This window comes from Pseudomonas machongensis (assembly GCF_034961125.1).
Taxonomy (GTDB): domain Bacteria; phylum Pseudomonadota; class Gammaproteobacteria; order Pseudomonadales; family Pseudomonadaceae; genus Aquipseudomonas; species Aquipseudomonas machongensis.
In genome coordinates this window covers 354,048-376,167 of the sequence record NZ_JAYFUI010000187.1, presented here as the reverse complement: position 1 = coordinate 376,167, position 22,120 = coordinate 354,048, and the positions used below count along the sequence as shown (strand labels likewise).

The 22,120-nt window shown below is 57.1% G+C and carries 21 protein-coding genes; 3 read left to right on the top strand and 18 right to left on the bottom strand.

Annotated features, from left to right (window positions below):
* Positions 1-307: 307 nt before the first annotated feature.
* The gene (locus VA602_RS20550; protein ID WP_054893723.1) at positions 308-772 is read left to right on the top strand and encodes a hemerythrin domain-containing protein; all 465 of its coding nucleotides are present in this window, start codon (positions 308-310) and stop codon (positions 770-772) included.
* A gap of 117 nt (positions 773-889) precedes the next feature.
* Here VA602_RS20550 and VA602_RS20545 read toward each other — a convergent pair whose 3' ends face one another.
* From VA602_RS20545 to VA602_RS20510, 8 genes are all read right to left on the bottom strand, one after another.
* Positions 890-1,285, bottom strand: a complete 396-nt coding sequence (locus VA602_RS20545) for a hypothetical protein (protein WP_063544660.1) — start codon at positions 1,283-1,285, stop codon at positions 890-892.
* Positions 1,282-1,872: a hypothetical protein gene (locus VA602_RS20540; RefSeq protein ID WP_151924516.1), complete on the bottom strand. Its 591-nt coding sequence runs from the start codon at positions 1,870-1,872 to the stop codon at positions 1,282-1,284. The genes VA602_RS20545 and VA602_RS20540 overlap by 4 nt, the downstream gene beginning before the upstream one ends.
* Positions 1,873-2,210: 338 nt before the next feature.
* Positions 2,211-3,434, bottom strand: coding sequence for an MFS transporter (locus VA602_RS20535; protein ID WP_323454166.1), 1,224 nt, complete (start codon positions 3,432-3,434; stop codon positions 2,211-2,213).
* A 95-nt stretch (positions 3,435-3,529) separates the two neighbouring features.
* The gene (locus VA602_RS20530; protein ID WP_323454165.1) at positions 3,530-4,387 is read right to left on the bottom strand and encodes a LysR family transcriptional regulator; all 858 of its coding nucleotides are present in this window, start codon (positions 4,385-4,387) and stop codon (positions 3,530-3,532) included.
* A gap of 184 nt (positions 4,388-4,571) precedes the next feature.
* The gene (locus VA602_RS20525; protein ID WP_323454164.1) at positions 4,572-4,919 is read right to left on the bottom strand and encodes an MliC family protein; all 348 of its coding nucleotides are present in this window, start codon (positions 4,917-4,919) and stop codon (positions 4,572-4,574) included.
* A 106-nt stretch (positions 4,920-5,025) separates the two neighbouring features.
* Entirely contained in the window at positions 5,026-7,944 is a 2,919-nt protein-coding gene (locus VA602_RS20520; protein ID WP_323454163.1) for a S8 family serine peptidase, read from the bottom strand.
* Positions 7,945-8,113: 169 nt separating this feature from the next.
* Entirely contained in the window at positions 8,114-8,767 is a 654-nt protein-coding gene (locus tag VA602_RS20515; RefSeq protein WP_323454309.1) for a glycosyltransferase family 25 protein, read from the bottom strand.
* Positions 8,768-9,016: 249 nt separating this feature from the next.
* Positions 9,017-10,210, bottom strand: a complete 1,194-nt coding sequence (locus VA602_RS20510) for a D-alanyl-D-alanine carboxypeptidase family protein (RefSeq protein ID WP_323454162.1) — start codon at positions 10,208-10,210, stop codon at positions 9,017-9,019.
* A 284-nt stretch (positions 10,211-10,494) separates the two neighbouring features.
* Between VA602_RS20510 and VA602_RS20505 the strand changes: the two genes are divergently transcribed.
* A complete protein-coding gene (locus VA602_RS20505; protein WP_323454161.1) occupies positions 10,495-10,878 on the top strand; it encodes a DUF4398 domain-containing protein in 384 nt (127 codons plus the stop codon).
* A gap of 39 nt (positions 10,879-10,917) precedes the next feature.
* Positions 10,918-11,706: an OmpA family protein gene (locus VA602_RS20500; RefSeq protein ID WP_323454160.1), complete on the top strand. Its 789-nt coding sequence runs from the start codon at positions 10,918-10,920 to the stop codon at positions 11,704-11,706.
* A 55-nt stretch (positions 11,707-11,761) separates the two neighbouring features.
* On the opposite strand, the gene VA602_RS20495 is transcribed toward VA602_RS20500, so the two are convergent.
* The 10 genes from VA602_RS20495 to VA602_RS20450 form a co-directional block, all read right to left on the bottom strand.
* Positions 11,762-12,445: a glycosyltransferase family 25 protein gene (locus tag VA602_RS20495; protein WP_323454159.1), complete on the bottom strand. Its 684-nt coding sequence runs from the start codon at positions 12,443-12,445 to the stop codon at positions 11,762-11,764.
* 186 nt (positions 12,446-12,631) lie between these two features.
* Complete coding sequence (locus VA602_RS20490; RefSeq protein ID WP_323454158.1) at positions 12,632-13,585, bottom strand: retropepsin-like aspartic protease; 954 nt, start codon at positions 13,583-13,585, stop codon at positions 12,632-12,634.
* Between the two features lie 33 nt (positions 13,586-13,618).
* Positions 13,619-15,322: a peptidoglycan D,D-transpeptidase FtsI family protein gene (locus VA602_RS20485; protein WP_407682523.1), complete on the bottom strand. Its 1,704-nt coding sequence runs from the start codon at positions 15,320-15,322 to the stop codon at positions 13,619-13,621.
* Entirely contained in the window at positions 15,319-15,720 is a 402-nt protein-coding gene (locus VA602_RS20480) for a peptidoglycan-binding domain-containing protein (RefSeq protein WP_323454156.1), read from the bottom strand. The genes VA602_RS20485 and VA602_RS20480 overlap by 4 nt, the downstream gene beginning before the upstream one ends.
* Before the next feature lie 53 nt (positions 15,721-15,773).
* Positions 15,774-16,262 carry an OmpA family protein gene (locus VA602_RS20475; protein WP_323454155.1) on the bottom strand — a complete coding sequence of 163 codons (489 nt, stop codon included), beginning with the start codon at positions 16,260-16,262 and terminating at the stop codon, positions 15,774-15,776.
* 49 nt (positions 16,263-16,311) lie between these two features.
* Positions 16,312-17,253 carry a DNA-binding transcriptional regulator DsdC gene (gene dsdC / locus VA602_RS20470; RefSeq protein ID WP_323454154.1) on the bottom strand — a complete coding sequence of 314 codons (942 nt, stop codon included), beginning with the start codon at positions 17,251-17,253 and terminating at the stop codon, positions 16,312-16,314.
* A 233-nt stretch (positions 17,254-17,486) separates the two neighbouring features.
* Positions 17,487-18,677, bottom strand: a complete 1,191-nt coding sequence (locus tag VA602_RS20465; RefSeq protein ID WP_323454153.1) for a pepsin/retropepsin-like aspartic protease family protein — start codon at positions 18,675-18,677, stop codon at positions 17,487-17,489.
* A 27-nt stretch (positions 18,678-18,704) separates the two neighbouring features.
* Positions 18,705-18,938 carry a hypothetical protein gene (locus VA602_RS20460; RefSeq protein WP_156343784.1) on the bottom strand — a complete coding sequence of 78 codons (234 nt, stop codon included), beginning with the start codon at positions 18,936-18,938 and terminating at the stop codon, positions 18,705-18,707.
* Positions 18,939-19,056: 118 nt separating this feature from the next.
* Positions 19,057-21,390 (bottom strand): ATP-binding protein, encoded by a 2,334-nt coding sequence (locus VA602_RS20455; protein ID WP_323454308.1) that lies wholly within the window; start codon positions 21,388-21,390, stop codon positions 19,057-19,059.
* A 23-nt stretch (positions 21,391-21,413) separates the two neighbouring features.
* Positions 21,414-22,106, bottom strand: a complete 693-nt coding sequence (locus VA602_RS20450) for a response regulator transcription factor (RefSeq protein WP_323454152.1) — start codon at positions 22,104-22,106, stop codon at positions 21,414-21,416.
* Positions 22,107-22,120 lie beyond the last annotated feature (14 nt).

Sequence of the window (22,120 nt, the reverse complement as noted above, 5' to 3'; positions counted from 1 at the left end):
ACCCGCGCAGATTAGACAACTCATGTAAGCCCCCTTTTGTTCTTGTTCAGTTGAGGGTGGGTGAAAGGATCTGGCGCATTCAATGTCTCTCGCATGACATATGATTTCCACGCCACGCCTAAATTCCTTCTACTTGGCAACCCATCACAAGACCTTATCCATCTGGCTGTTAATCGGGCAGCGCTGGTCATCGCTGATCTGTGCCCGGATCGATGATGCCACCCATCGTGAACGTTGAACCCCGCCGCTTCGCCGTGACTCAACCCCAGGCAAGTTTTGTATTCTCAACCCGTGATGAGGTAACGCCATGAACGCTATCGATTTGCTGATTCAGGATCACAAGCTGGTGAAGAAGCTTCTTGAAGAACTGTCCGCCACCACAGAGCGAGCCGTGAAAAAACGTGCCGAGCTACTGCAGAGAATCGAGCAGGAATTGCAGATTCATACTGCGCTCGAGGAGGAAATCCTCTACCCGGCCATCAAGGAAGCCGGGGGCAAGGAAGAAGCGAAGATGTACTACGAGGCCAAGGAGGAGCACCGCACTGTCGACTCCCTCGTCATCCCTGACCTTCTCGGCACTGACACCGGCACCGTTGAGTTTGCCGGTCGGGTCAAGGTCATGAAAGAGCTGCTGGAGCATCACATCGAGGAAGAAGAAGGCGAACTCTTCCCGACCGCCAAAAAACTCCTTGGCAAAGACATGCTGGAACAGCTCGGGCAAACCATGGAAACCCAGAAAAAGTTGCTCAAGGGCGAGCAGCGGGCCGCCTGATGGGGCCACTCCCTGCCAGCCTGATGAAGCTGGCAGGGAATTTCTCATCGAGCTTGTGTCACGGGAAGCAGTTGCAACGGCTCAGGAAGCAGGTCTGAGCGCCCCGAGCTGGCTTGCTCAGGCGCTGGGGGTGAGCTTGATGCCACCACAGCGCCCCCGAGTCAGCAGGTAATCCACCTGCCTGGCCCGATTGACCGCCACGCGGATTTCACAGCTGGCCGAGTTGACAACATCGCCCCAATACTCGGTATGCACCAGTTGGCCGTTCTGCGGACCGGTGTAGGTACCCAGCGCTTCACGCGACACATAAGAGGTGTCGCGGCGATAGATCAGCACCACCCAGTCCTTCTCCGGTGCCAGCGCGATCTCGCTGGGTGTACCGAAGTGATCGACCGCCTGGGCCACCGGGCGGTTCTTCCAGTAACTGCGGGCCTGGGCTTCGGGCAGGGTCGGAATGGCAGAGCAGCCGACGAGCAGCAGTGCGGTGATCATCAGCGAGAGCAGTGTTTTCATCGCACCACCTCCTTGGCAGGTGCATTCCGGGCGGGCATCTGGTCGAAGGCCTGATCGACCATCTTCAGGATGAGGTCCCTGCCATGCTCTCGGTTACGCAACTGGAACAGGCCTGGAGCGGTAGCCACCATCTGGGTGGGCAGCATCTTGCCCATCGGAATCATGAACTTGGCCTGGCGCTGGCTTGGCTGGCAAAGAAAGTCACGGCTCTGCGCCAACCACGTCTCGGGCTTCTTCTGCCACTGAGTGGAGACCTTCACCGGCCGGATATCGTTGTAGAACTTGTCGACGTTCTGCGCACCCTTGAGGCGCACACGATTCTTGGCGCAATCGACCTCGACGTCATAGGCGGTCATGGTTGGTTTGGCGCCCTCTTCGTAAAGCCTGAATACCCCAAGCGAACGGATACCGCCCGGGCGCTGGAAGATATTGGCAGGCTCGCCATCGACGACGAAGGCTTCGTTCTTGTACATGCCGCCTTGCTGGTGGATGAGCCAGTAGTCGCCGACCGAGGAAGGTTCGGCCTGTGCAGTAACTGCACCGCAGCAGAGCAATGCCGCAAGCCCGTGCTTGAGGGGAATGGTCATGACGCAACAGTCCTTGTCAGTGTTATCGCCCAGACGCAGCGCATCGGAGGAAGTAGGCATGGAAAGCTAGTTGCCTGACAGGGTTACGTCAAATCAAGTGTCGACGACTGTGAGCGGGAGCACACATGGTTGCGGCGTCAGCATGCCGCTAGCATCACCTCAAGAAGCCACGCAACCAAAGGCACAGATTCCCCCACGCCCGGCTCAGCCATCCGCCCTCGGGTACGGCATGCTGCCCGTAAGTACTGCAAGCGTGACCGGGGTCTGCAACCCAATTTCCACGCGACTGGTCATATCCTTGCAGACCTTGATGGAATCCAAATATCTCGACGCTTGCTCTACTTGCCACGACATTTATCAGGCTCTATCTCAAGCTGCCCGGTGCTAGTGCGGCTTCGCCAGTGGACATGAATAAGGGCCAAGCATCCCAAGGATCCGATGATGGCTACCAATGTCGTGATACCCGTGGACAATCCGAAGAAGTCGATCAAGTAGCCGGTGACCACTGGAATTGTTCCAGCTGGAATGTACCCACCCATATTGAAAATCGCATTGGCTTCAGCCCTCCGCTCGCTGCGGACATTGTCTGCGATAAGTGTGAGGCCACCCAATTGGCCTAGCCCTTGTCCTGCTCCGGCGAAGAGGGCTGAAGCAATCAGCCAGGACACAGAGTTCATTTCCATGGCGATCCAGACGCTACTCATCGACGCAATCGTGGCCGCCCCGCTAATGGTGAAGATCGTGCGATGGCCAAATCGTTTGGCTGCGAACTGGACACCTACCGCGACAATGAACATGAAGAATGCCATGCAGCCGGTAATCAACGGACTGCTCATTCCCATGAACGTGGCGATCAGCTTCGGGCCCAAGGAAAGGATGAACGAAGTAGATGTGAGGCCGGGCCCAAAGAAAGCGATGCCCAGCAGCACGATACCTACGCTCTCTTTCGGAACGGTTGGTAAGCGCAGCTTGAACGAACCAACCCCCAGCTTGCGGTTTTTTTGGCCTAAAAGAGCAAAAAACGCCAGGCAAAGAAGAGCGATCTCAATCTCAAAGACCGTGTGAATGGGAGTGGCGAAATACTGCGCGACGATGCCAGCCAGTAACGGCCCTGCACCTGCACCGGTAACCATCGCCACAGACGCCATCAACGAAGCAAAGTGCTTTCGGTGCGGTTGAGCGTGCTCAACGACGTTGGCCATACCTCCGGATACCACCAATCCAACAGATATACCGGTGAGGAAGCGAGCCGCCATGAGGGCACCAATGCTTTCGGCCTGGTGGAACAGGATAGCGCCGATGATTGCCAAGCCGATGCAGGGCAGCAGCAGAGCTTTGCGTCCGTAGTGGTCGGATAGCTGTCCTGCCACCGTCAGAGTGAACAGCAGTCCGATGATGTAGCAGGCGAAAATCACGGCCAGGGTTCCAGACGTAAAGCCTAAGGTCTGCTGCCAGATGCTGTAGAGCGGAGTAGCGGCGTTGGAGAGGATAAAAATCGCGGTGACGATCCATGCTGTTCGATACACAGCGAGTGTTCCCTGTTGGGGTGTCGTGCTGTTCATGAGCGAGGTCTCTCTGGTAACTGGTTGCGGGCCAGATTAATCAGAGGACTGATGGACGCCCATTCGCTGGAGGCGCAAACGGGGTGTGAAAAAATTCACATTGATGTGGTTTTTGCCAAGCCTTCAATGAGGAAGTCGAGTACCACTCTGATCTTCACTGAGTTTCGCAAGTCCTCGTGAAAAGCGAGCCAAATTGGAAGCTCAAGGGCAGGGATATCCTTGTCAGCTCTCACAAGCCCATACTCGGCAGCCAAGAAGTCCGGCAGGTAAACCACTCCCGCTCCCCCAACTGCTGCGAGTGCCTGGATCCGCAAGTCGTTGCTGGTCACCGAAAGCTCCCGGCCATCGAGATGATCCATAAGCCATCTCTGCTGTGTTGACTCCACCATGCTTTGGTCATAGCCAATGAACTCGAAGTATTCAGGAGATCGCTTCGTCAAGTAGGCCTCGCTTGCACAAGGGTAAAAGCACAATGTTCCCAGGTTTTTGGCAACAACACTTCGCTCTTCAGGTCGATTGAAAGTGATCGCGATATCCGTTTCTTTTCTCGCCAAGGACGCAGTCGATTTTGCTCCCACCAACCTGATCTGAAGTCGAGGATGACGCTCACGTAGCTCCCCCAATCTGCGAGCTACCAGAGTGCCTAGGTAGGCAGGAGGCGCTGACAAAACGACCTCACCTTCCACTCGACACTCCTCGCCATCGACAAAGCGTTCCAGCGCGAACGATGCCGACTCCATCAGCGCTGCATACTCGCCCACTCGGAGGCCGTCCTCGGTGAGTGCGTACATGCGCGCTCTCCGGTCGACAAGCTTCATGTTCAGTGCGGTTTCGAGGGCAGAGATCCTTCTTGCAACCGTGGCATGCTCGACACCTAAAGACCGAGCTGCTGCTGCCAATGATCCTTCTCGAACGAAAGCGATAAAATAACGGAGGCTTTCCCAATCAAACATAGCGACTCAATAGATGGTTGATCAACAGTCGTGAATGTATCAGCACCCACTCAACTAGGGCACTGTCAAGGCTAGCAAAGCACAGGGTTGGCGATTTTCTAGGAAAACTCCGAACACGTTGCCCATCAGCCGGAAATGGATGGCTTAGGGATGCCGAAAAGGTGCTGACTTGATCGGAGAATCCCTAAAGTACAGCAGTGCATTTACGATCTCCTTGTCCACTCAATGTCAGTAACGCTTCAACCTCGCCCTCCGTCCAGAAACTATTTCCTTTTCCGTCGGAATACTTGACCCCTGAAGCTGTGCGCTCTTCCTCTAAAGTGAAAAGTTTGCCACCGACGAAAACATTTGCAGCGTCCTCTCCAATGAAGGCTACAGCCACCTCCATGCCTTCACAGTTGTAATCGGCCTTATCTTGAGCCGCCAATGACGCACTAACATCTTCTCGCTCATTGCCACGATCATTACAGGCAGACAGGACCAAGCAGACCACACTCGCACCGATCACTAAAGGAAGTTGTTTTAGCCACATACTACAGCGCCTCCAAAAAACGAGAGAGCATCATCAATGTGTGTATCATGCCCTCCAAAAGCCGCATGAGCAGTTGAAGAGCAGGTCAAGAACGATATATCTTGCGTCAGAACTCGTAACTTAATTTAAGCGTAGCGCCAGCACTGTTTCCGATCTTTTCTCCGAGGGTTTCTTTGAGCGCCAAACTCGCCTGTACACTTCCGTGACGCGCACGCACGGCCAAGCCTGCACTTAAAAGATCGCGAGACTGTTCGGCCGAGTTCTGTTTCACCTCAATGCCTTCAAGGGTAGCGGTGCTGCTTGCCCCTCGTGAACTCAAAGAACGATGGTAGCCAAGGTTAAGCTCAGGCTCGAGTGACCAACTGCCCATGGGTATGCCGCGCCCAATACTCAGTTCAACGGTAGCGAAGGTAGCGTCCTTACTCGCTTTGTTCACGCCCAGCGCCAGCTCGCTGTTCTTTTCTCGCCTATCGTTCCATTGGGTATGTGTTGCCACCAGCCCGACCCTGGGCTCCATACGCCATTCTGCATACCGCTGCTGGTACCCAACGTTGATGCTCGCATGATAGAGCTGGCCATTGCTGTCCCCTTTTGCACTCGTGAACCCGGTCAGATCCCTTTTACTCTTAGCATCAAAATAACCGGCCCCGAGGATACCGCTCAGGTAGGGGCCTTGCTGCAGGCTGTCGAAAGCATGAATGAAACCGACAGAAAGCTGAGTGATATCAAATTCAACTTTTCCACCGGCGCTGCTCACGCGCCCTTTAGTCTGGGCTAGCGTAGCCCCACCTTGATTTCGCTCATCGATTTTTTGGATGATGCCAATTGCTATGCCGTCGCTTCGCTCTCTGCTGTTACTGGCACTCGAGCCGCCCTCATTGCGCTGTCCAGAGGTGAGGCCTTGCATCCACAATCGAGTCGTCTGGCCAGGAGAGACATTGGAAAGTTCGGAAGACATTGCACTGTTTACGGCGATAGGTTGCCGACTCAAGTACGCTAAACTGTCGGCATAGACCTGACCACCCGCGTTGCGAGGCAGGTTGTCGAGATAGCCTCTCGATAAATTGCTTTGAAGCCATTCGTTATAAGCCCCCGCACGCAGTGCGATAGGTCGATCTCGTAACGCGTTTAGCGCACTTGCAGTTCTCGCCGTATTTCCTCTCAAGTCTTTTTGGCCGGGCAGCTCTGTCGATGCCAAGATCAAATCGACAGCGTGCTGGCGGAATCTCAGGTCATATCGCATGCCTCGCTCGGCGAGTCCCGGGGCTTGTTGCAAGCTATCGAAGCCACCGCCGTAACCTGCACCTTGGCTCGCAACGATGAGCGGTTGTACGGTTCCAACGCTATGGGTAGACCCAGCGGTGAGCTGAATTCGACCGCCGAGATTAGCGAATGCCGCTGGCCCTTCAAGGCGGATTGGCGCATGTTGGCTGTCCGTGGTCTTGAGGACGCTGGTAGTCGACAGTTCCAGCGAGCGAGTGAAGGATAGTGCGCTGACCTCCCGTTCGACTACGAGCGTACCCTCCAATCTGGTAGGTGCATTCACCTGGCCCCTGCCGCGCAGTTCACCACCTTCAGCGACCGTCAGTCCTGGGCCCGTCAACGCGCCATTCACGACCAGCCGCCCACTGCGAACATGGCTGGTTGTAGAGAACTGGTTGGTACCGTCAAGCGCCAACTCGCCCTGGTCTATAGCAACACCAGAAAAACGGTTGTTGCCTGCAAGGGTCAAAGCACCTGCACCGCTTTTGGTAAGTAGGCCGCCAGACGTTATGTCGTTACTCCAGACGTCACGATCACTCCAGCGAAGCGCGGTGGGGTTCATCGTCACGGTTTGATCGGCAAAGAGCATCGCGGGCCCCTTGATTGCTTTTCCCAGGTTTAACAGCCCCCAACCGAATTCGTTATCAACACCAGGACTGCCAAGATCCGACGCCGTCGTGAGCAACGTCATTCTTACCTGCGCCATACTCAGATAAGGAAACCGCTCAGCAATCAATGCTGCACCTGAACTCACCAGCGGAGTTGAAAAAGAGGTTCCACCATTCCGCTCATAAACATACTCGACATTACGCTCGCCGCTCACGCTCGCGCCCACCACATACAGGTCGCCTGGAGCCGCCAAGCACCAGTCTCTTGAAACGCCGCACTCATTTGAATAGTCCGTCAACCTTCCGTCTGCCCCAACTGCAACCACGCTCAGAAAGCCACTCTCCAGCTCTGGCCTATATCGAGGCAATGTCGCGAGCAACCCAGGTTGAACGTTACTTTCGTTACCTGCAGCGAATGTGAATAGGCGCCCACTTTTCACGCCACTGACGAGTTCGTCAATGAAGGGGTGCTTAGCGGCGGGGTCAATTCTTGAGTACGCCAGATCGACCGATTCGGGCGTCTCGCCAATAGGGTTATCATTATAACTATTGCTGATTATTCTAATCGAGGGTGCTTTCTGCTGAAGCGTGGACAGTGCGCCGTAAAAGTATTCCTCTTTTCCGGGCGTCAGCATGGAGGATGGGGGTTCTTCTGCATTGTCATCCGACCCATCCTCGTCTTCATCCACTTCTCCCACCTCTGTTTGAAATAGTCGAGACTCAGGCGCAACGCCACCTACAAATGTGAACGCACCAAGGCTTTCTGTGCGCGATGCGATAATTCCACTAACACTCGCCCCATGACTTTTAATCGTGGGCAGTCCGGTTTCCTTGTCTGTACCGAATTTCGGAATTGAGAGATCCGAGTCAAACGCCATGTCATTGATGATGGTACGGTTGATCAGTGGTCGAATATCCAGCCCGAAAAAAGCAGGGTGCTGCGGAAGAAACCCGCGATCAATGACACCCACGTCGACTCCGCGACCGAAAAGTTTTAGTTCGCGAGCGGCAGATACGTCAACATAATCCTGCTCCCACCCACTAGAGTTATTCGCTGCATTTGCGTGACTCGATAATGCGGCCAGCAGGGGTGCCAGGGCGAGCTGTGTTAATGATTTTGCGTCTAGAGTGCATTTGTTCAAGGACGGCTTCATTGTACGTTCTCATTCAAGTATAGGAAATCGAGTCAAGAGTAGGCGCCAGCATGACTTCCGAAAACGCCCACGCCTGGCTAGATAGTCTTGACCCTGCCAAGCTGAATACGGTGCCAGTGAGAGTTCCGAAATACCGCTGCTTGTCGACATCCACACATCGTCACCCGACTTAAAAGTCAAGCCGCAATAGTGTGCGCCAGAAGTTTTTTATGGGCGAACGCCAGTGCTTTCGCCAATTGTTTTCCCACCATTCATCTTCGTTTTTGATCACCCCCTCGATATCACTGCTCGCCTCGCTAGCGGAATGCTGACGGAACATCATCGGAAATACGCAGTGTTGCCGAACCCGCTGTTTGAACATCACGTCCACAGGGATACCGGCATAGGGAGTTTTTGCCAAAATCTCACAACCCGCTCGCGAAAGCACATAGGCATGCAGAGCGACTACGCGCCCTCTCGCGATGAAGGGGCACCACGTCAGCCACGTTCGACCCATGCTGTAACCCAGGTGCAAGGATTCGAAGCGTCGCGTGCGCATGAAACGATTTATCCACGCGACACGACCCGCCTTGAAGTCGTAGGATTTCGCGTCATCCTCAAAGATGAGAATCCTGTCGAGCCCCTCATCGAGCGCTTGTTGGGCAAGTTTCTGATGAGACAAATAGCAGCCGCGCTGTGGGTTGCTGTCCTTTTGCGCGATGTGGAAGATCACTTGCTGGCCGAGTCGCTCACCGATCCCGCGCCTGAATAACTCTCGCCTGTCGCTGCGCACATCGAGCGAAATGCAATAAACAGCGTCAACATCAAATTTAATTTTACTCAGCATTCCAACCACCCGACTCAACTGGTTGGAAATATTGGAGCTGCACCCACCCTCCAATATATAGGAGGATTCTTATATCGTTCCTCGCTGAAGCTAGCGCCGTCCGTACAGCCGAGCCTGCCAGGTCGAGAACATGAGTATCAGTTGCGAAACACTAACGAGTTGCCTGACAGCATTGGGGCAGATCACGCATCGCCTAAGGTGACCCGTCGTGCACATGTCCCCGGCATTAACAACATTCCACGAGCCTCACTCCAACAAGCCGTGCAACCAAAGGCACAGACTCCCCCACGCCCGGCTCAACCATCCGCCCTCGGGTACGGCATGCTGCGCGATGATCGGCTCGGCTCTGATCAGGCCGCCCAGCAGACTCCAACGCACCACACCTACCTGCTGACCCTGCTCGACCGGCGCGATGATCGGCTCGAAATACTCCACCTCGCTCCTCAGGCCCGCCTGCTGTCCGGTAGGTACTGAAAGCGTGACCGGCGCCTGCAATCCAATTTCCACGTGACTGGTCATGCCCTTCCAAACCTTGATGGGATCGAAAGATGTCACGGCTTGCTCTGCCTGCACCTGCTCGAAGGCGCGATAGCCCCAACTGATCAGGCCCGCCGCCTCTTCGGCCCTGCGCTTTTCATTCTCGGCCCCCAGCAGCACCAGCAGCATGCCGCGCTCATGCGTGGCATCGACTCGCCGCTGTGCAGTCGCCACCAGACAGTAACCTGCTGCCGCGGTGTAGCCCGTCTTCATGCCCGTCACGCTCGGATCGCTGAACAGCAATGGATTACGATTCTTGCGATTGGCCGTCGGCGTTCCGGGATAGTGATATTCCTTGATCGCGAAATAGTGCGCATATTCAGGAAATCCGTTCACCAACGTCAGCGCCAAGGCACCCAGGTCGACGGCGCTGCTGAGGTGGCCCTCTTCAGGCAGGCCAGCAGGGTTCATGAAATGGGTATCGAGCATACCCAGGCGTTGCGCCTCGGCATTCATCATGATCACGAACTGATCGACCGTACCGCCTACCACCTCAGCCAATACATAGGCCGCGTCGTTGCCTGATTGCACCAGAAGGCCTTTGATCAGATCGTCCACGGTGACCTCCATGCCGGCGTGAAGGTACATGGTCGTGCCCGATTGTTTCCAGGCAGAGCCACTGATGAACACCTTTTGCTGCAGGTCGATGTGCTGGGCACGCAACGCCTTGAATACCAGCAGCGCCGTCATCAATTTGGTGGTGGAGGCGGGTTCGAATCGCCGATTCCCGTCTTTTTGCGCGAGCACTTGTTTCGCATCGGGGTCAATCAACACATAAGCCTTTGCAGACACATTAGCGCCGCCGGCAAGTACCGCCTGACTCAGGATCAACAGCGTGGCGCTGCAGGCGGCCATACTCAGGTGGTTGCGAAAACGCGCCGTGGGTGTCACGCAAGACTTCATCAGGTCTCCAGATTATCGAACAGGGCATGGATGCACCCGATAAAAACCCAAACAACAGTAATTTGCCAAATGATCGCTCATCATCGATAGCGTGATGCCTGCGCACCCGATAACGCCTTAACCACCATCACGCCAAACATGAGCAAATATCACGTATTTACCCGCTAACGCGCAGTACTTATAGTTTTTGCGCAAGATGAACTTCAGCAATCCCGAACAACTACAACTTACGGCACGCATGATTCCTCTGCACACATTGAACTCTCGTAAAGGAATAATTCGCCATGATAAAGCCCTATGTACTTATCGGCAGGCAGCGCACATTGATATTGGCATTGGGGTGTTCCGCCCTGCTCACAGGTTGCGCCAGCGACTCACCGAGCGCCCAGTACGCTGTCGCCCAGTCCCAGGTGGACGCCGCCGTCGGCGCAGGGGGTACCGAGTTTGCCGCCATCGAGATGCGCGCGGCCCAGGACAAGCTCAAGCAGGCCGCAATCGCCATGCACGGTGCTGACAACAGCGAGGCCCGCAGGCTTGCCGAGCAAGCTGAATGGGACGCCAGGGTAGCAGAGCGCAAAGCCCAGGCCGCCAAGGCTGTGAAGGCGGCAAGCGACGCCCAGCGCGGTGCCCAGGACGTCCTCGGCGAGGCCATGCGCAGCGCCCGGTAAACAGCGCCCTACCTATTGTGTTTGAAAGGAACTGCATTCATGCAAAAGACCATCTTGATCCCCGCCCTGCTGACACTGGGCGCTATCGCTGGCTGCTCGCACGCGCCCAACGCTCAATTGGAGCAGGCACGCGTGAACCTCGCCACGCTGCAGAGCGATCCGCAGGCAAGCCAGGTCGCCGCCGTCGAGACCAAGGAGGCCGAGCAAGCTCTGGACCAGGCTGACCTGGCCTACCTCGATGGAGAAGACGAACAGAAAGTCAGTCACCTGGCCTATCTGGGTAACCAGCGGGTAGAGGTTGCAAGGCAGACAGTGACACTGCGTGTTGCCGAAGCAGACCTGAGGAATGCCAGCGCCCTGCGGGCACAGGCCAAACTCGAAGCCCGCGAAGCGCAGATTCGAAAGCTGCGCGAAAGTCTCAATGCCAAGCAGACACCACGCGGCACCGTGGTCACCTTCGGTGATGTGCTGTTCGACTTCGACAAGGCTTCGCTCAGGACCAGTGCCCAAGCCAACATCGAGCGTCTTGCGCAGTACCTGAATGAAAATCCCGAGCGCAAGGTGATCGTTGAAGGCTTCACCGACAGCAAAGGCCCGGCGCCTTACAATCTGAAGCTCTCCGATCGGCGGGCCACCAGCGTCCAGGCGGCCTTGGTGCGCGCTGGGGTAGACCCGCGGCGCATTGTGGTCAGGGGTTACGGTGAGGAGTTCCCGGTGGCGGACAACGCCGATAGCACTGGCCGTGCGCAGAACCGTCGTGTGGAAGTCACCATTTCCAATGACGATCAGCCAGTCAAGGCTCGCCGCCTTTCGCCTACACACTTCTGAAAGCCAAGCCGATAATGGCCCTGGCGCTGTCGTCGACAGCGCCAGGGCCATTGGCCTACATATCCCGATACAGCAGCGTCTTGCCGATATTCTTAAGCACCTGGATGTACTGCTTTCGCCAGTTGGCTTTCCAGAAGGCGTCGTCGGGATAGGTTCCATCCAGTGATCGAGAGGTGACGATGTCGCTGGGGGCCAGGTTTTCCGACTGCTGCTGACTTAACATCGGGAACGCCATGAACGCCTTGAATCGCTTCGAGAAAACCTTGTCAATCGCCTCCCCCGCATAGGGGGCATGACTCACCAGGCGCTCACAACCCGCGCGGGACAAGATGTACGCATGTGTCCCCTTGGCACGGACCCGTGCGATTCCCCGGCACCAGGTAAGCCAGACCTTGCCAAGGTTGGCGCCCAAGTAGAAAAGTTCTGGCTCATGGCGGCTCAGGAACGCGTTTATTTGGGACACCTGAGTCAACTTGAACGGCACCAGCGTCGCATCGTCTTCCAGAATAAGCACTCGCTGGTAACCCCGCTTCAACGCTAACTGGGCGCAGGCTGCATGAGAAGTAAAACAGCCTCGTTCCGGGCATTCACTGTCACGTTCTACCAGCAGGAATTCGATAGGTAATTGGCTGCAGGCAAACTCGCTGTTGAAGAGCGACCGACGATCTGAACGCTCCCGGATACTGATACAGAAAACCCCATCGACTTCCAAGTTGCCGAGGTCCGTAGTTTTGAACATAGCTGTTACTTCCTGATATCGCGCACATCATGAATAAACGGCGACGCGCTGAACGCCGAATCTGGGTTCGTCGATTTTCTGAAACATCAAGGCATCCTGTATTTAGGATGCCTCCGAAAAGAGCGTGAATAATCAGGGCGCAATGCGCGCAGAGCATGCACCGTGGATAGGCTGCTCTATCGATATCTACAACCGTCGAGCGGTAGCGCGTGTGTTGAAGCAGAACAGCATTTCGGATGGCAGCAAGGCGTAGCGATCGAATCGCGCCAGGAAATCCATGCCGACTCCCTGTTCGTCATCGGTAGAGCTGGCGAAGAGCACCTCACCCACAGGCCAGTGGTCCATCTCCAGCCCGTCTACCCGAAAGTCTGCCCACAGTTTGGCATTCAGGGGCACGGTCATCCCGCCTTCGATGGCTAGATCCGTCACCCGGCCACCCAGGCTCCTGAGCTTTTCAGCCGCTTGCTCCGGCAGCGAGTTTTCCTCGAGGAGCGTATTCAATTGCAGCGGTACAGGTTGTCCTGAATAGTTGAACCAGAGCGTCGGGGAGTTGCCGTGACTATCGCTGTAGCCGCTGCAGTGGTCGTATTCGGAGAGCGACGGCGTGCCTTGTGCGATGAGCAGCGTCTGCTCGAGGTTGTCGACGATCCAGTTGAAACGCCTGAAGGTATCCATCCCCAGAAGACCATCGATTCGCACTCCCATGAGCTGCTCATAGGCGGAAAGATCCAAAGTCAGCCACGGATCACTTCCAATGACCGTCTGCGTACCAATCTGCAATGGCAAGGGATGAGCGACGCCAAGCCGGTCGCTGCCGAGAGTGGCTCTGATGGTCTTTACGCCCTCACGGTAGATTTCCGGTATCTCGCTCGGGGCCATAGCCAAGACCACGTCATCTGCAAGCCGCTGGTCGAGGATGGTGAAATTCGAACCCGTCGCCAGCAGGAATCTGTAACGTTGACCGCCGATGGTCACTGGCACGACCAGTCCGTTCCGGGTCTCGACCTTCAACACAGGCTTGAGCGCCAGATCTACCCGATCACGCGAGTCGCCGGGCTGGTTGCAGCCTGTCGCCATGAATGCGAGCAGAGCAAGCAGGAAGATGGTCGTGATGCTGCCGCCAGGGGCGATCTTCGCCATGGTTACCTCCGTTGAGTACATGATTGAGCTTCATTACTGCACCGCTGGCCGCAAGCCATCGCCAGGGACATTGTTCAATCGCAGCGCCGCGGCCATGATCCGGCTGAATACGGGAGCTGCCACCAGGCCGCCGTAATAGCCACGCTTGCTGGGTTCGTCGATGACCACGACCACCACGAAGCGAGGTGCACTTGCCGGAGCGAATCCGGCGAAGATGCCTTGGTAGGCATTGGCTCGATAGCCACGAGCATCGGCTGCGGTCTTCCGGGCGGTGCCGCTCTTTCCGGCTACCTGATAACCAGGGACGCGCGCGCGAAAGGTGCCACCATTGGCCTCCACCACACGGGTCAGCATCTGGGTGATCGCCCTGGCCACATCGGCAGGTAACACCTGCGCACTGCCCTGCGATGGCTGCCGGGCCACAAGCGTCGGCTCCACCAACGTCCCTTCGTTGGCCAGCGTTGCGTATGCCCTCGCCAGCTGGACCGCGGTGACGGACAGGCCATAGCCATAAGACAGCGTGGCGGTTTCTGCAGGGTTCCAGACCCGATACGCAGGCAGGACTCCAGCCCGCTCACCCGGAAAACCCAATTGCGTATCGACGCCAAAGCCGACCCTGCTCAGCAAGGAATGGACCCGCTCTCCACCGATGTCGAAGGCGATCTTGCTCATGCCGACGTTGCTCGAGCGCAGCAAGACATCACTCAAGCCCAGGACCCTGCCCTGGCTTCTTGATACATCGCGCACGGTATAACGGCCGATCTTGAGCGTACCGTCACCTACGTCCACGGTGTCCGTAGGCTTCCAGCGGCCACTTTCGAGCGCCGCCGCCATGGCGAATGGTTTCACTGACGACGCTGGCTCGAAGACATCGGTCAGCGCGCGATTGCGCATGGCCTCACGGGGCAACGATGCGCGATTGTTCGGGTTGTAGGTCGGCAAGCTCACCAGCGCCAGCAACTCACCGGAGCGGATGTCCATTACCACAGCGGAGCCGGCCGTTGCCGCCTCTTGTTCGATTCCACGCTTGAGTTCGCGAAAGGCCCAATACTGCAGGCGCATGTCGATCGACAGCTTCAGTGTCTGGCCAGGCCGCGCGGGACGAACAGTACCAAGATCACTACTGAGATTGCCCTTGCGGTCCTTGATTACCTGGCGGATGCCTGGTACGCCTTGAAGCGCGCTATCGAATGCCAGCTCGACACCTTCGATGCCCTGGTCATTGTCATCGGTGAAGCCGGTGATGTGCGCGGCTGTCGCGCCGGCCGGATAGAAGCGCTGGGACTCTTCCAGCCCGGCGACACCCTGAATGCCCGCGTTCTTCAGACTGTCGAGCCGTCGTTGCGCGTCATCAGGAGGCAGACGTCGGCGCAAGTAGACGAACGCCTTTTTTGCATTGTCGTCCAACTGCCGGTTCAGCTTCGCCGGGTCCATGTCCAACAGCCTGGCGAGTTCCGGCCAGCGTGCACGCTGCGATTGCAGCATCCGCGGGTCCGCCCAGAGCGTGGTGACCTGCGTGCTGACCGCCAGCGGTTGGTCCCTGCGATCGGTGATCACGCCTCTGGACGCCGGCAATTGCAGATGCCGCAGGCTTCTGGAGTCGCCCTGCTGGATCAGGAAGGCGCTGCCCGAGACCTGCAACTGGAACAGCCTGATGCACAAGACTGCCGAGAGCATCATCACCAACGCGACAGCAACACGGAACCGCCAGGGGCTCGAAGCTTGCGCAGGTCTCATGGCGATGTCGGGCTGCTGCTGGGCGACTGAGCGTTATCCGGCGTGGCGGGTGCGTCCTTGTGGTGCAACAACCACGCAGGTACCGGTATCCCCAGATGAGTCAAGGTAGGTGCATTGATTGCACCCGTGGCGGCCAGGCCGTTGTCACGCTGGTAGCTGTAGAGCGCTTGTTGCGTTGCACTGCCAACACATCCATCAAGCGGCTCCCGATAGTAGCCTTGCTCGGCGAGCATTCGTTGCAGGTCGCGCGTCACCCTTGTACCCAACGCAGCAAAGGCATGCTCGTCCAGGCGCTGGCAGACCTCGCTCAACGCAGGCGTCTGCTCGTTCAACGCGGGACCGGCAGCGTCCTGCTCTGGCATGACGGCCTGACGCAACGACGCGACTACGGTGTACATGAGCATAAGGATCAACAGTCCGGCGCACGTCGACCCCGCAACAACAACCGGCCTCATTGGCATGCCACTCCCCTGCCCGGTTCGGACCACGTCACGCCCACACGTCTATTTACCTGCTGATGACGCTCGTCTGGCCGGGTCTCGATAGGCAGGCGATTGCCGACCGCCCGTGTGGCGATCTGCCGAGCCTGCACCCCCTGCTTGAGCAAGACATACCTGACCATCTGCACCCTGGCGCGCGATAACGCCACACTGGGCTCGTACTGATCGAACTGATCGGCATGGCCTCTGATGCAAACTCGCTGACCTGGATTCTGCGCCAGTTGCCAACCCAAGGCTTGCAGGTCGTACAGATCGTCCTGGCTCAAGGTGGCCTGGTCGGATTCGAAGTACAGAAAGTGATCTCCTCCTTCCACCACGTCGGTAGCTGCACGAGACTTTTCGCCTGCATGCAGCGCAGAGGGCTTGGACGCGGACTGCCCGGACATGACCGAAAGGCTCGCCATGACCAGCGCAAGTGCCAGGATATTTTCTGAAGCCATCGGTCTACCTCCGTCTGGATCAAATTCGAGGAAAGGGTCGGCCGGCCGCTCACGCAAAGGCATGCTGCTTCAACCAGTCGACCAGCACTTGCATACGCCTTGGCAGCGGATCCAAGGGTGGATGCACCAAGTAATAGGCGTAATCGTTGGCCTGCTGGAAACTGCCCCAGGGCGCTATCAGTTCCCCGCGGGACAAAGCGTTCTTGACCAACTGTTCGCGGCCTATCGCCACACCCGCATGATTGATCGCCGCGAGCATGCACAGGTCGGAACGGTCGAAAGTCAGGAACCGCGAGCTCAACGGGGCCTCGCTGCCTACCGCCCTGAGCCACAGTTGCCACTCGGCGTCGAAAGACGAGTTGTGCCAGGCGGCGCAGTCATGGATCAGGGTGCAGCGCTGCAGTTCGTCCATCCGCCCATCAAGGCCATGGCGGCGGGCATATTCGGGGCTGCAGACCGGCGCGATGCGCTCGGCCATGATTCGGCTGCTCACAAGCCCTGGGTAATCACCGTCGGAATAACACAGCACAAGGTCGACGCTGCGGGTGCGATAGTCGACCCGCTCGTTACCCACGCGGATATCCAGCTGCACATCAGGGTATTGCTCTACGAAGCCCGCGAGCCTTGGGATCAGCCAGCACTGCACGATGGAAGGACGCACATACAGGCTCAATTGCCCACGCACCTGTTCATCGGCGCGTGACTGCATGGCCTGGTCGAGCGCATCCATGGTGTTCTGCATGATCTGGTAGAACCGCTCGCCGTCGGCCGTCAGGCTTACCTGGCGGGGCAACCGATGAAACAGCTTCAGCTTCAGGCCTTCCTCCAGTCGGGCAATCCGATGGCTTACAGCGCTTGCGGTCAGGAACAATTCATCGGCAGCCTTGGAAAAGCTCAGGTGCCGTGCGGCAATCAGAAAGGTATGCAGATTGGACAGGTGTGCACCCTGTACCCGTGGTAAACCAGGATCTTTTCGAATCAGGTAATTCATTAACCGCTCACGACTCATTGACTGTTGCGCGAACTGCGCTGGTTATAACTCACCGATGTTCTTATCAGTGCCGCACCTGTGGTTACTGCCTCCTCGGACCGCACTGCGTCACCTGGAACGGGATTGCACACGCGCAACGGTAAACACTCACGCGATACATCGGCAAATGATCCGTGGTCAGGTGACTGTTAACGCAGTTTCAATTGTCCTGCCAACGCCCGCACGCCCAAGCGTTATAAATCGACCTGCATAACCTGATGACTGCGAAGAATGTGCAAATTGAGTTTCCCAGGCGGGGTCGTCTTCAATAGATTTCTCACCGTCTCTATTTGACGTGGCACATACACTTGACCGTTGACCTGCTTGATCACATCTCCATTGAGCAAACTCGACTCCCTCAACTGGTCAACCGTGTTGTAATCGAGCGTGATTTGCCCATCTCGCACTTTTATCCGTATGTCACGATAGGCCAGCGGCAAGGGATCTACTGGCTTGAGTCCGCTGTAGCAAAACATCATCTTCGATGGAATGAAGGCATAGCGACTGAAGCGACTCAACACATCCATGCCCGCGCCATATCGATCAGGCACTTCGTGCACTTCCATCATGCCCAGTGGCTGATTGTTAAGGGTGACGGCATTGACCACATAACGCGACAACTCTGAGATTCCGTTGGCGTTGGCGACAACGTCCATACCCGGATTCACCTGCAGAGCCCCCTTCTCCGTGCTCAGGTGATCGACAAGCTCTTTGGCGATATAGCTCCTCGACGCACCGGTATCAATGGGCATGAGCACCTGCTGCTCACCCATTGCCAACAAGAGCTCCGGCTGTGAACCGTATTTATCGGAGTAACCAATGCACTCATCGAACGCACTCACTTCAAGCGGACGCTGAGTAATCTGGATGACCTTTTTTTCGTTGGACACATCCCAACTGAACTGCCTGAACGTGTCCACACCCAGTATCCCGCTGACCTGCACGCCAATCGCCTCACTCAGCGGAGATAGATCCGTAGACACCCAGACATCCTGGCCTACAAGCGAGAATGACCCCAGTTTCAAAGCGACGGGCTTGATAAGGTCGAACCGGGAAGGATCCACCGCACCACGCGTACCCTGAAGTTTGGTGAGATCCTGGTACACGGTCTTGTCGACGAGGGTGCGGGTGTCCAAGGGCACTGTGACCTGACGAGCCAACTGCCTGTCAAGGAGCACCACCGGGACACCACTGTCGAGGAGAAAGTTGTAATACTTACCGGCAACGTGCACGCTCACCAGCGGCACAGTGTCGAATGGCTGCTCGTAACTTTGACTTTGAGATGGCGCACCCTCCTCAAGGTGCGAGCTGTGCAACCACTCCGTGCAGAGCAGCATGAAGATCAGTGCACTTATGCAAAGAAAGAGTTTGTTATCCCAGATCACGTTGCGGTGCCTCGACGAATGGCGGGTTCAGTTTGAATGCTTGCGGCGTTTCTTGACGTTCTCTGCATCCCGTACCGCACGGTCAAACCGTTCACCGGCATGTTCACGTTCGCTGCGCATATCATCACGTTCGGCTTGATAACAGACGTCCCGGCTTACACCGTACGCCTGACACTCATCCAATCGTTGATCCATCGTTTTACAACCGCTGCACAATATGACGAATGCAATCGCCATCCCCTTGGAAACTGTGATCTTCATCAATGACCTCTTTTCGTACACTCAGTTAATCAAATTGCGCACGCACGCACCCGCCCGGCCAATAATGGCCAGCGTCAAATCAGCGATGGGTTGGAACGGTGTATTGTTTTTAAAAGTGTCAGCGGGCGATCTTTTCCGCCAGTACCTTGCGAAGATGCATCACGTCGTTGCCGGCCTGATCGAAACGCTCTACTTGCACATGAGACTGAAGATCTTTAAGGCAAAGAATCATCCTGGGGTAACCGAGTACTGCACAGGCACCGAGCAATCGATGAGCGCGATAAAGCGCTGCTTCCTTGTCGTACCCCTCGATCGCCACCTCCAGTGCGTCTACATCGATCTGCAGCGAATCGGCTGCTGCCTGCAGAGTACCGACCGACAGAGCGTCCTCGAACGCTTCGGCGATGTGCATGTCAGCCCATAGCGCAAGCGTGTCCCTGAGCTTGCCCAGCCTTATCGGCTTGCCCAGCACACCATTCATCCCCGCGTCGAAACAGGCGATCGTATGTGCCGCGTCGTTCTGCGCCGACACTGCGACGATAGGTGTTGGCGTCGCGCCGCTCACCACCTCTGCCTGTCGCCAGCGACGAGCTACCTCGTAGCCGGTGATATCCGGCAGTTGGCAATCGAGCAGCACGATGTCGAAGCGGTTCTGCTCAAGTGCCAGCAACGCATCGCCCCCGGTTTGTGCAAGCATCGAGTGACAACCCAGAACCTCCAGCTGTGCTTGCAACACGATCTGGTTGGCGGGCGTGTCCTCCACCAGCAGAACTTGCAAAGCCTGCTCGACTTGACGCACTTCGAATGCGCCTGCTTCGGGAACTGTTTGTGCAGCATGATGCGTTGCGGGCTCATGAAGCTCACAGGGGATCACCACCGTGGCCACTGTGCCCTTGCCAGGCTCGCTCGACAGCCCGATCGACCCGCCCATCAGCTCGCACAGTTGGCGGCAGATCAACAGACCCAGTCCGGTACCCCCAGAGCGGTGGCTGGCGGAACCCGAGGCTTGTGTGTAGGGTTCGAACAGTTTTTCCAGACTATGGGAATCGATGCCGATACCCGTATCGATGACCTGGATCCGCAACTCGCCCATCCCCGGTGATGAAGCCTCGGTATTCAGCCCGACCGTCACCTTCACGCCACCGGCCACCGTGAATTTGATCGCATTACTGATCAGGTTCTGCAGAATCTGCTCCATGCGTACCTTGTCCAGCATCAGCCACTGCTGGATGTCAGATGCCTGTACCAACTCCAGCGTCAGCCCTTGCTCACGCGCCTTTACAGCGAGCAAGTCGACCACCGAACCTATCAGGCGCATGACGTCCACCGGCGCAGGGTCAAGCTGCAGGCGCCCAGCTTCCAGCTTTGAAACGTCAAGCACATCATTGAGCAGATACAGCAAGTTTTCCGACCCGCTTCTGGCCAGGTCCAGCAGACGGCGCGATTCGGCTGAAAGCTCTTCGCCGCGCCCCAGCAACTCGATGGACGCAATGATGGCGTTCATCGGTGTACGTATTTCATGCGTCAGTACTGCAATGAACATCTTTTTCTCACTTTCACTGCGGATCGCCTCGCGCCGTTCCTTACGGGCATGCCAGGCGAAGAAGAGGATCAGCAGAAGGCTGACGACAAGCATTCCCAGGATTGGCCCGTAATAGCTGAACATCACCCTGAGCGTCGGCGCACCATAGGTAGCGTAATCGAAGCTGCGCTCCTCCATTTCATAGGCGCGCTCGGCACTGACCGAAGCGAGCGCCTTGTCGATGATCCCGTGCAGAATCACCAGGTCGCGACGGACACCCATCGTCAGCTCTATCGGAAGGCTGGCGATACCGCCTGATACCTGCAGCAACCCACCGTACTTCCTGCGCAGGTAAGGCAGCATCGTCTGCCCCACGCCCATGGCCGCATCGGCCCGCCCCTCTATCACTGCGATCAGGGCGTCTTCGGGGGTGCGGGTCGCCAGTATGGTTATTCCCGGATATAGCGCGCGGACCCTGGCCTCGTATTCACCACCGCCCTTGACCGCGACCACTCGCCCTTCGAGTTGCTTGACATCGAAGACCATCGAATTGTCTTCGAGCGCGACAATGAAGGTATTGCCGATGTAGTACGTACGAGTTTCGCTGACCAGTGCGGCAAAAGCCGGCTGGGCAAAATCACGCACTAGCGACGACACCAAATCCACTTCACGCCGTTCGAGCAGGCCGGCCACGGTGGACCAGTCACCACTTGGTACCGGGACGAAGTGCAGCCCCGTGTTCTGTTCGATGAAGGCGAGCAACTCTCCCGCCAACCCCTTGATTTCCCCATCTTCCATGTACTCGATCGGCATCCAGTGGCGGTCGGCTGCAACCCTGACTACTGGGTTGGCCTGAATCCAGGCCCGCTCCTCCTCACTCAGCCTGAATTTCTGCGCGGCCACTGGCGGTGCCAAGCTCGCCAGAATCACCAAGCTGAGCAGCGCCAGACACCTCAAAAGGCACCCGACTGATGCTTGAGGTTGAACAGCTCGGCATCCGAGGTCACCCCCAGCTTGCGGAAGGCCGACCATTTCTGGGTGCTGATGGTCTTTTCACTGCGTTGGAACTTGCGGGCGATCTCACTGACCGTAAGGCCTGCAAGAAAACACCGAATGACCTCGCTTTCCTTGGCTGACAGCCGCACCCCCTCGACTCGCACCGCATTGCATTCCACCGCGGGCGTCGGTGCTCGCTGCAGGGCCGAATTGACGCTGACCTCCACCAAGCGGTAGGCCATATCCGGGTCGATGTAGGTTTTGCCTCTGGCGACGGTGCGGATGCCGCTGATCATATGCGCCATGTCCTGGGTTTTGCCGACGAACCCGCAGGCGCCCACACGCATGGCCAGGCTTACGATCGCAGGCTCATAGTGCGAAGAAAAGATCAGTACCGCACTGGCGGGAAACCTGGCCATGAGGGCGCGGATCAGTGAAACGCCATCGAGCTCGTTCGGACTGAGGGTGTAATCGACCAGCAATACATCGGCAGGCGCAGTGCGCAAGCCGGCAATCATCTCCAGGCTGGAGGCGTAGCTGCCCACGACTTGGATATCCGGCTCCTCGCCGATGCGCGCGACCACCCCACAGCGCACCACGGCGTGATCATCGAGCACGGCAACACGTATGACGGTGGAATCAGCGCTCATGTCAGCTCCATCTA

Excerpts from the sequence above, each read along its gene's own strand:
- VA602_RS20525 (WP_323454164.1), bottom strand. The coding sequence starts at position 4,919 with ATGTGGCTAAAACAACTTCCTTTAGTGATCGGTGCGAGTGTGGTCTGC.
- VA602_RS20490 (WP_323454158.1), bottom strand. The coding sequence starts at position 13,585 with ATGGCGAAGATCGCCCCTGGCGGCAGCATCACGACCATCTTCCTGCTT.
- VA602_RS20495 (WP_323454159.1), bottom strand. The coding sequence starts at position 12,445 with ATGTTCAAAACTACGGACCTCGGCAACTTGGAAGTCGATGGGGTTTTC.
- dsdC (WP_323454154.1), bottom strand. The coding sequence starts at position 17,253 with ATGAATTACCTGATTCGAAAAGATCCTGGTTTACCACGGGTACAGGGT.
- VA602_RS20520 (WP_323454163.1), bottom strand. The coding sequence starts at position 7,944 with ATGAAGCCGTCCTTGAACAAATGCACTCTAGACGCAAAATCATTAACA.
- VA602_RS20505 (WP_323454161.1), top strand. The coding sequence starts at position 10,495 with ATGATAAAGCCCTATGTACTTATCGGCAGGCAGCGCACATTGATATTG.
- VA602_RS20475 (WP_323454155.1), bottom strand. The coding sequence starts at position 16,262 with ATGGCTTCAGAAAATATCCTGGCACTTGCGCTGGTCATGGCGAGCCTT.
- VA602_RS20545 (WP_063544660.1), bottom strand. The coding sequence starts at position 1,285 with ATGAAAACACTGCTCTCGCTGATGATCACCGCACTGCTGCTCGTCGGC.
- VA602_RS20510 (WP_323454162.1), bottom strand. The coding sequence starts at position 10,210 with ATGAAGTCTTGCGTGACACCCACGGCGCGTTTTCGCAACCACCTGAGT.
- VA602_RS20500 (WP_323454160.1), top strand. The coding sequence starts at position 10,918 with ATGCAAAAGACCATCTTGATCCCCGCCCTGCTGACACTGGGCGCTATC.
- VA602_RS20460 (WP_156343784.1), bottom strand. The coding sequence starts at position 18,938 with ATGAAGATCACAGTTTCCAAGGGGATGGCGATTGCATTCGTCATATTG.
- VA602_RS20540 (WP_151924516.1), bottom strand. The coding sequence starts at position 1,872 with ATGACCATTCCCCTCAAGCACGGGCTTGCGGCATTGCTCTGCTGCGGT.
- VA602_RS20450 (WP_323454152.1), bottom strand. The coding sequence starts at position 22,106 with ATGAGCGCTGATTCCACCGTCATACGTGTTGCCGTGCTCGATGATCAC.
- VA602_RS20485 (WP_407682523.1), bottom strand. The coding sequence starts at position 15,322 with ATGAGACCTGCGCAAGCTTCGAGCCCCTGGCGGTTCCGTGTTGCTGTC.
- VA602_RS20550 (WP_054893723.1), top strand. The coding sequence starts at position 308 with ATGAACGCTATCGATTTGCTGATTCAGGATCACAAGCTGGTGAAGAAG.
- VA602_RS20530 (WP_323454165.1), bottom strand. The coding sequence starts at position 4,387 with ATGTTTGATTGGGAAAGCCTCCGTTATTTTATCGCTTTCGTTCGAGAA.
- VA602_RS20535 (WP_323454166.1), bottom strand. The coding sequence starts at position 3,434 with ATGAACAGCACGACACCCCAACAGGGAACACTCGCTGTGTATCGAACA.
- VA602_RS20480 (WP_323454156.1), bottom strand. The coding sequence starts at position 15,720 with ATGTACACCGTAGTCGCGTCGTTGCGTCAGGCCGTCATGCCAGAGCAG.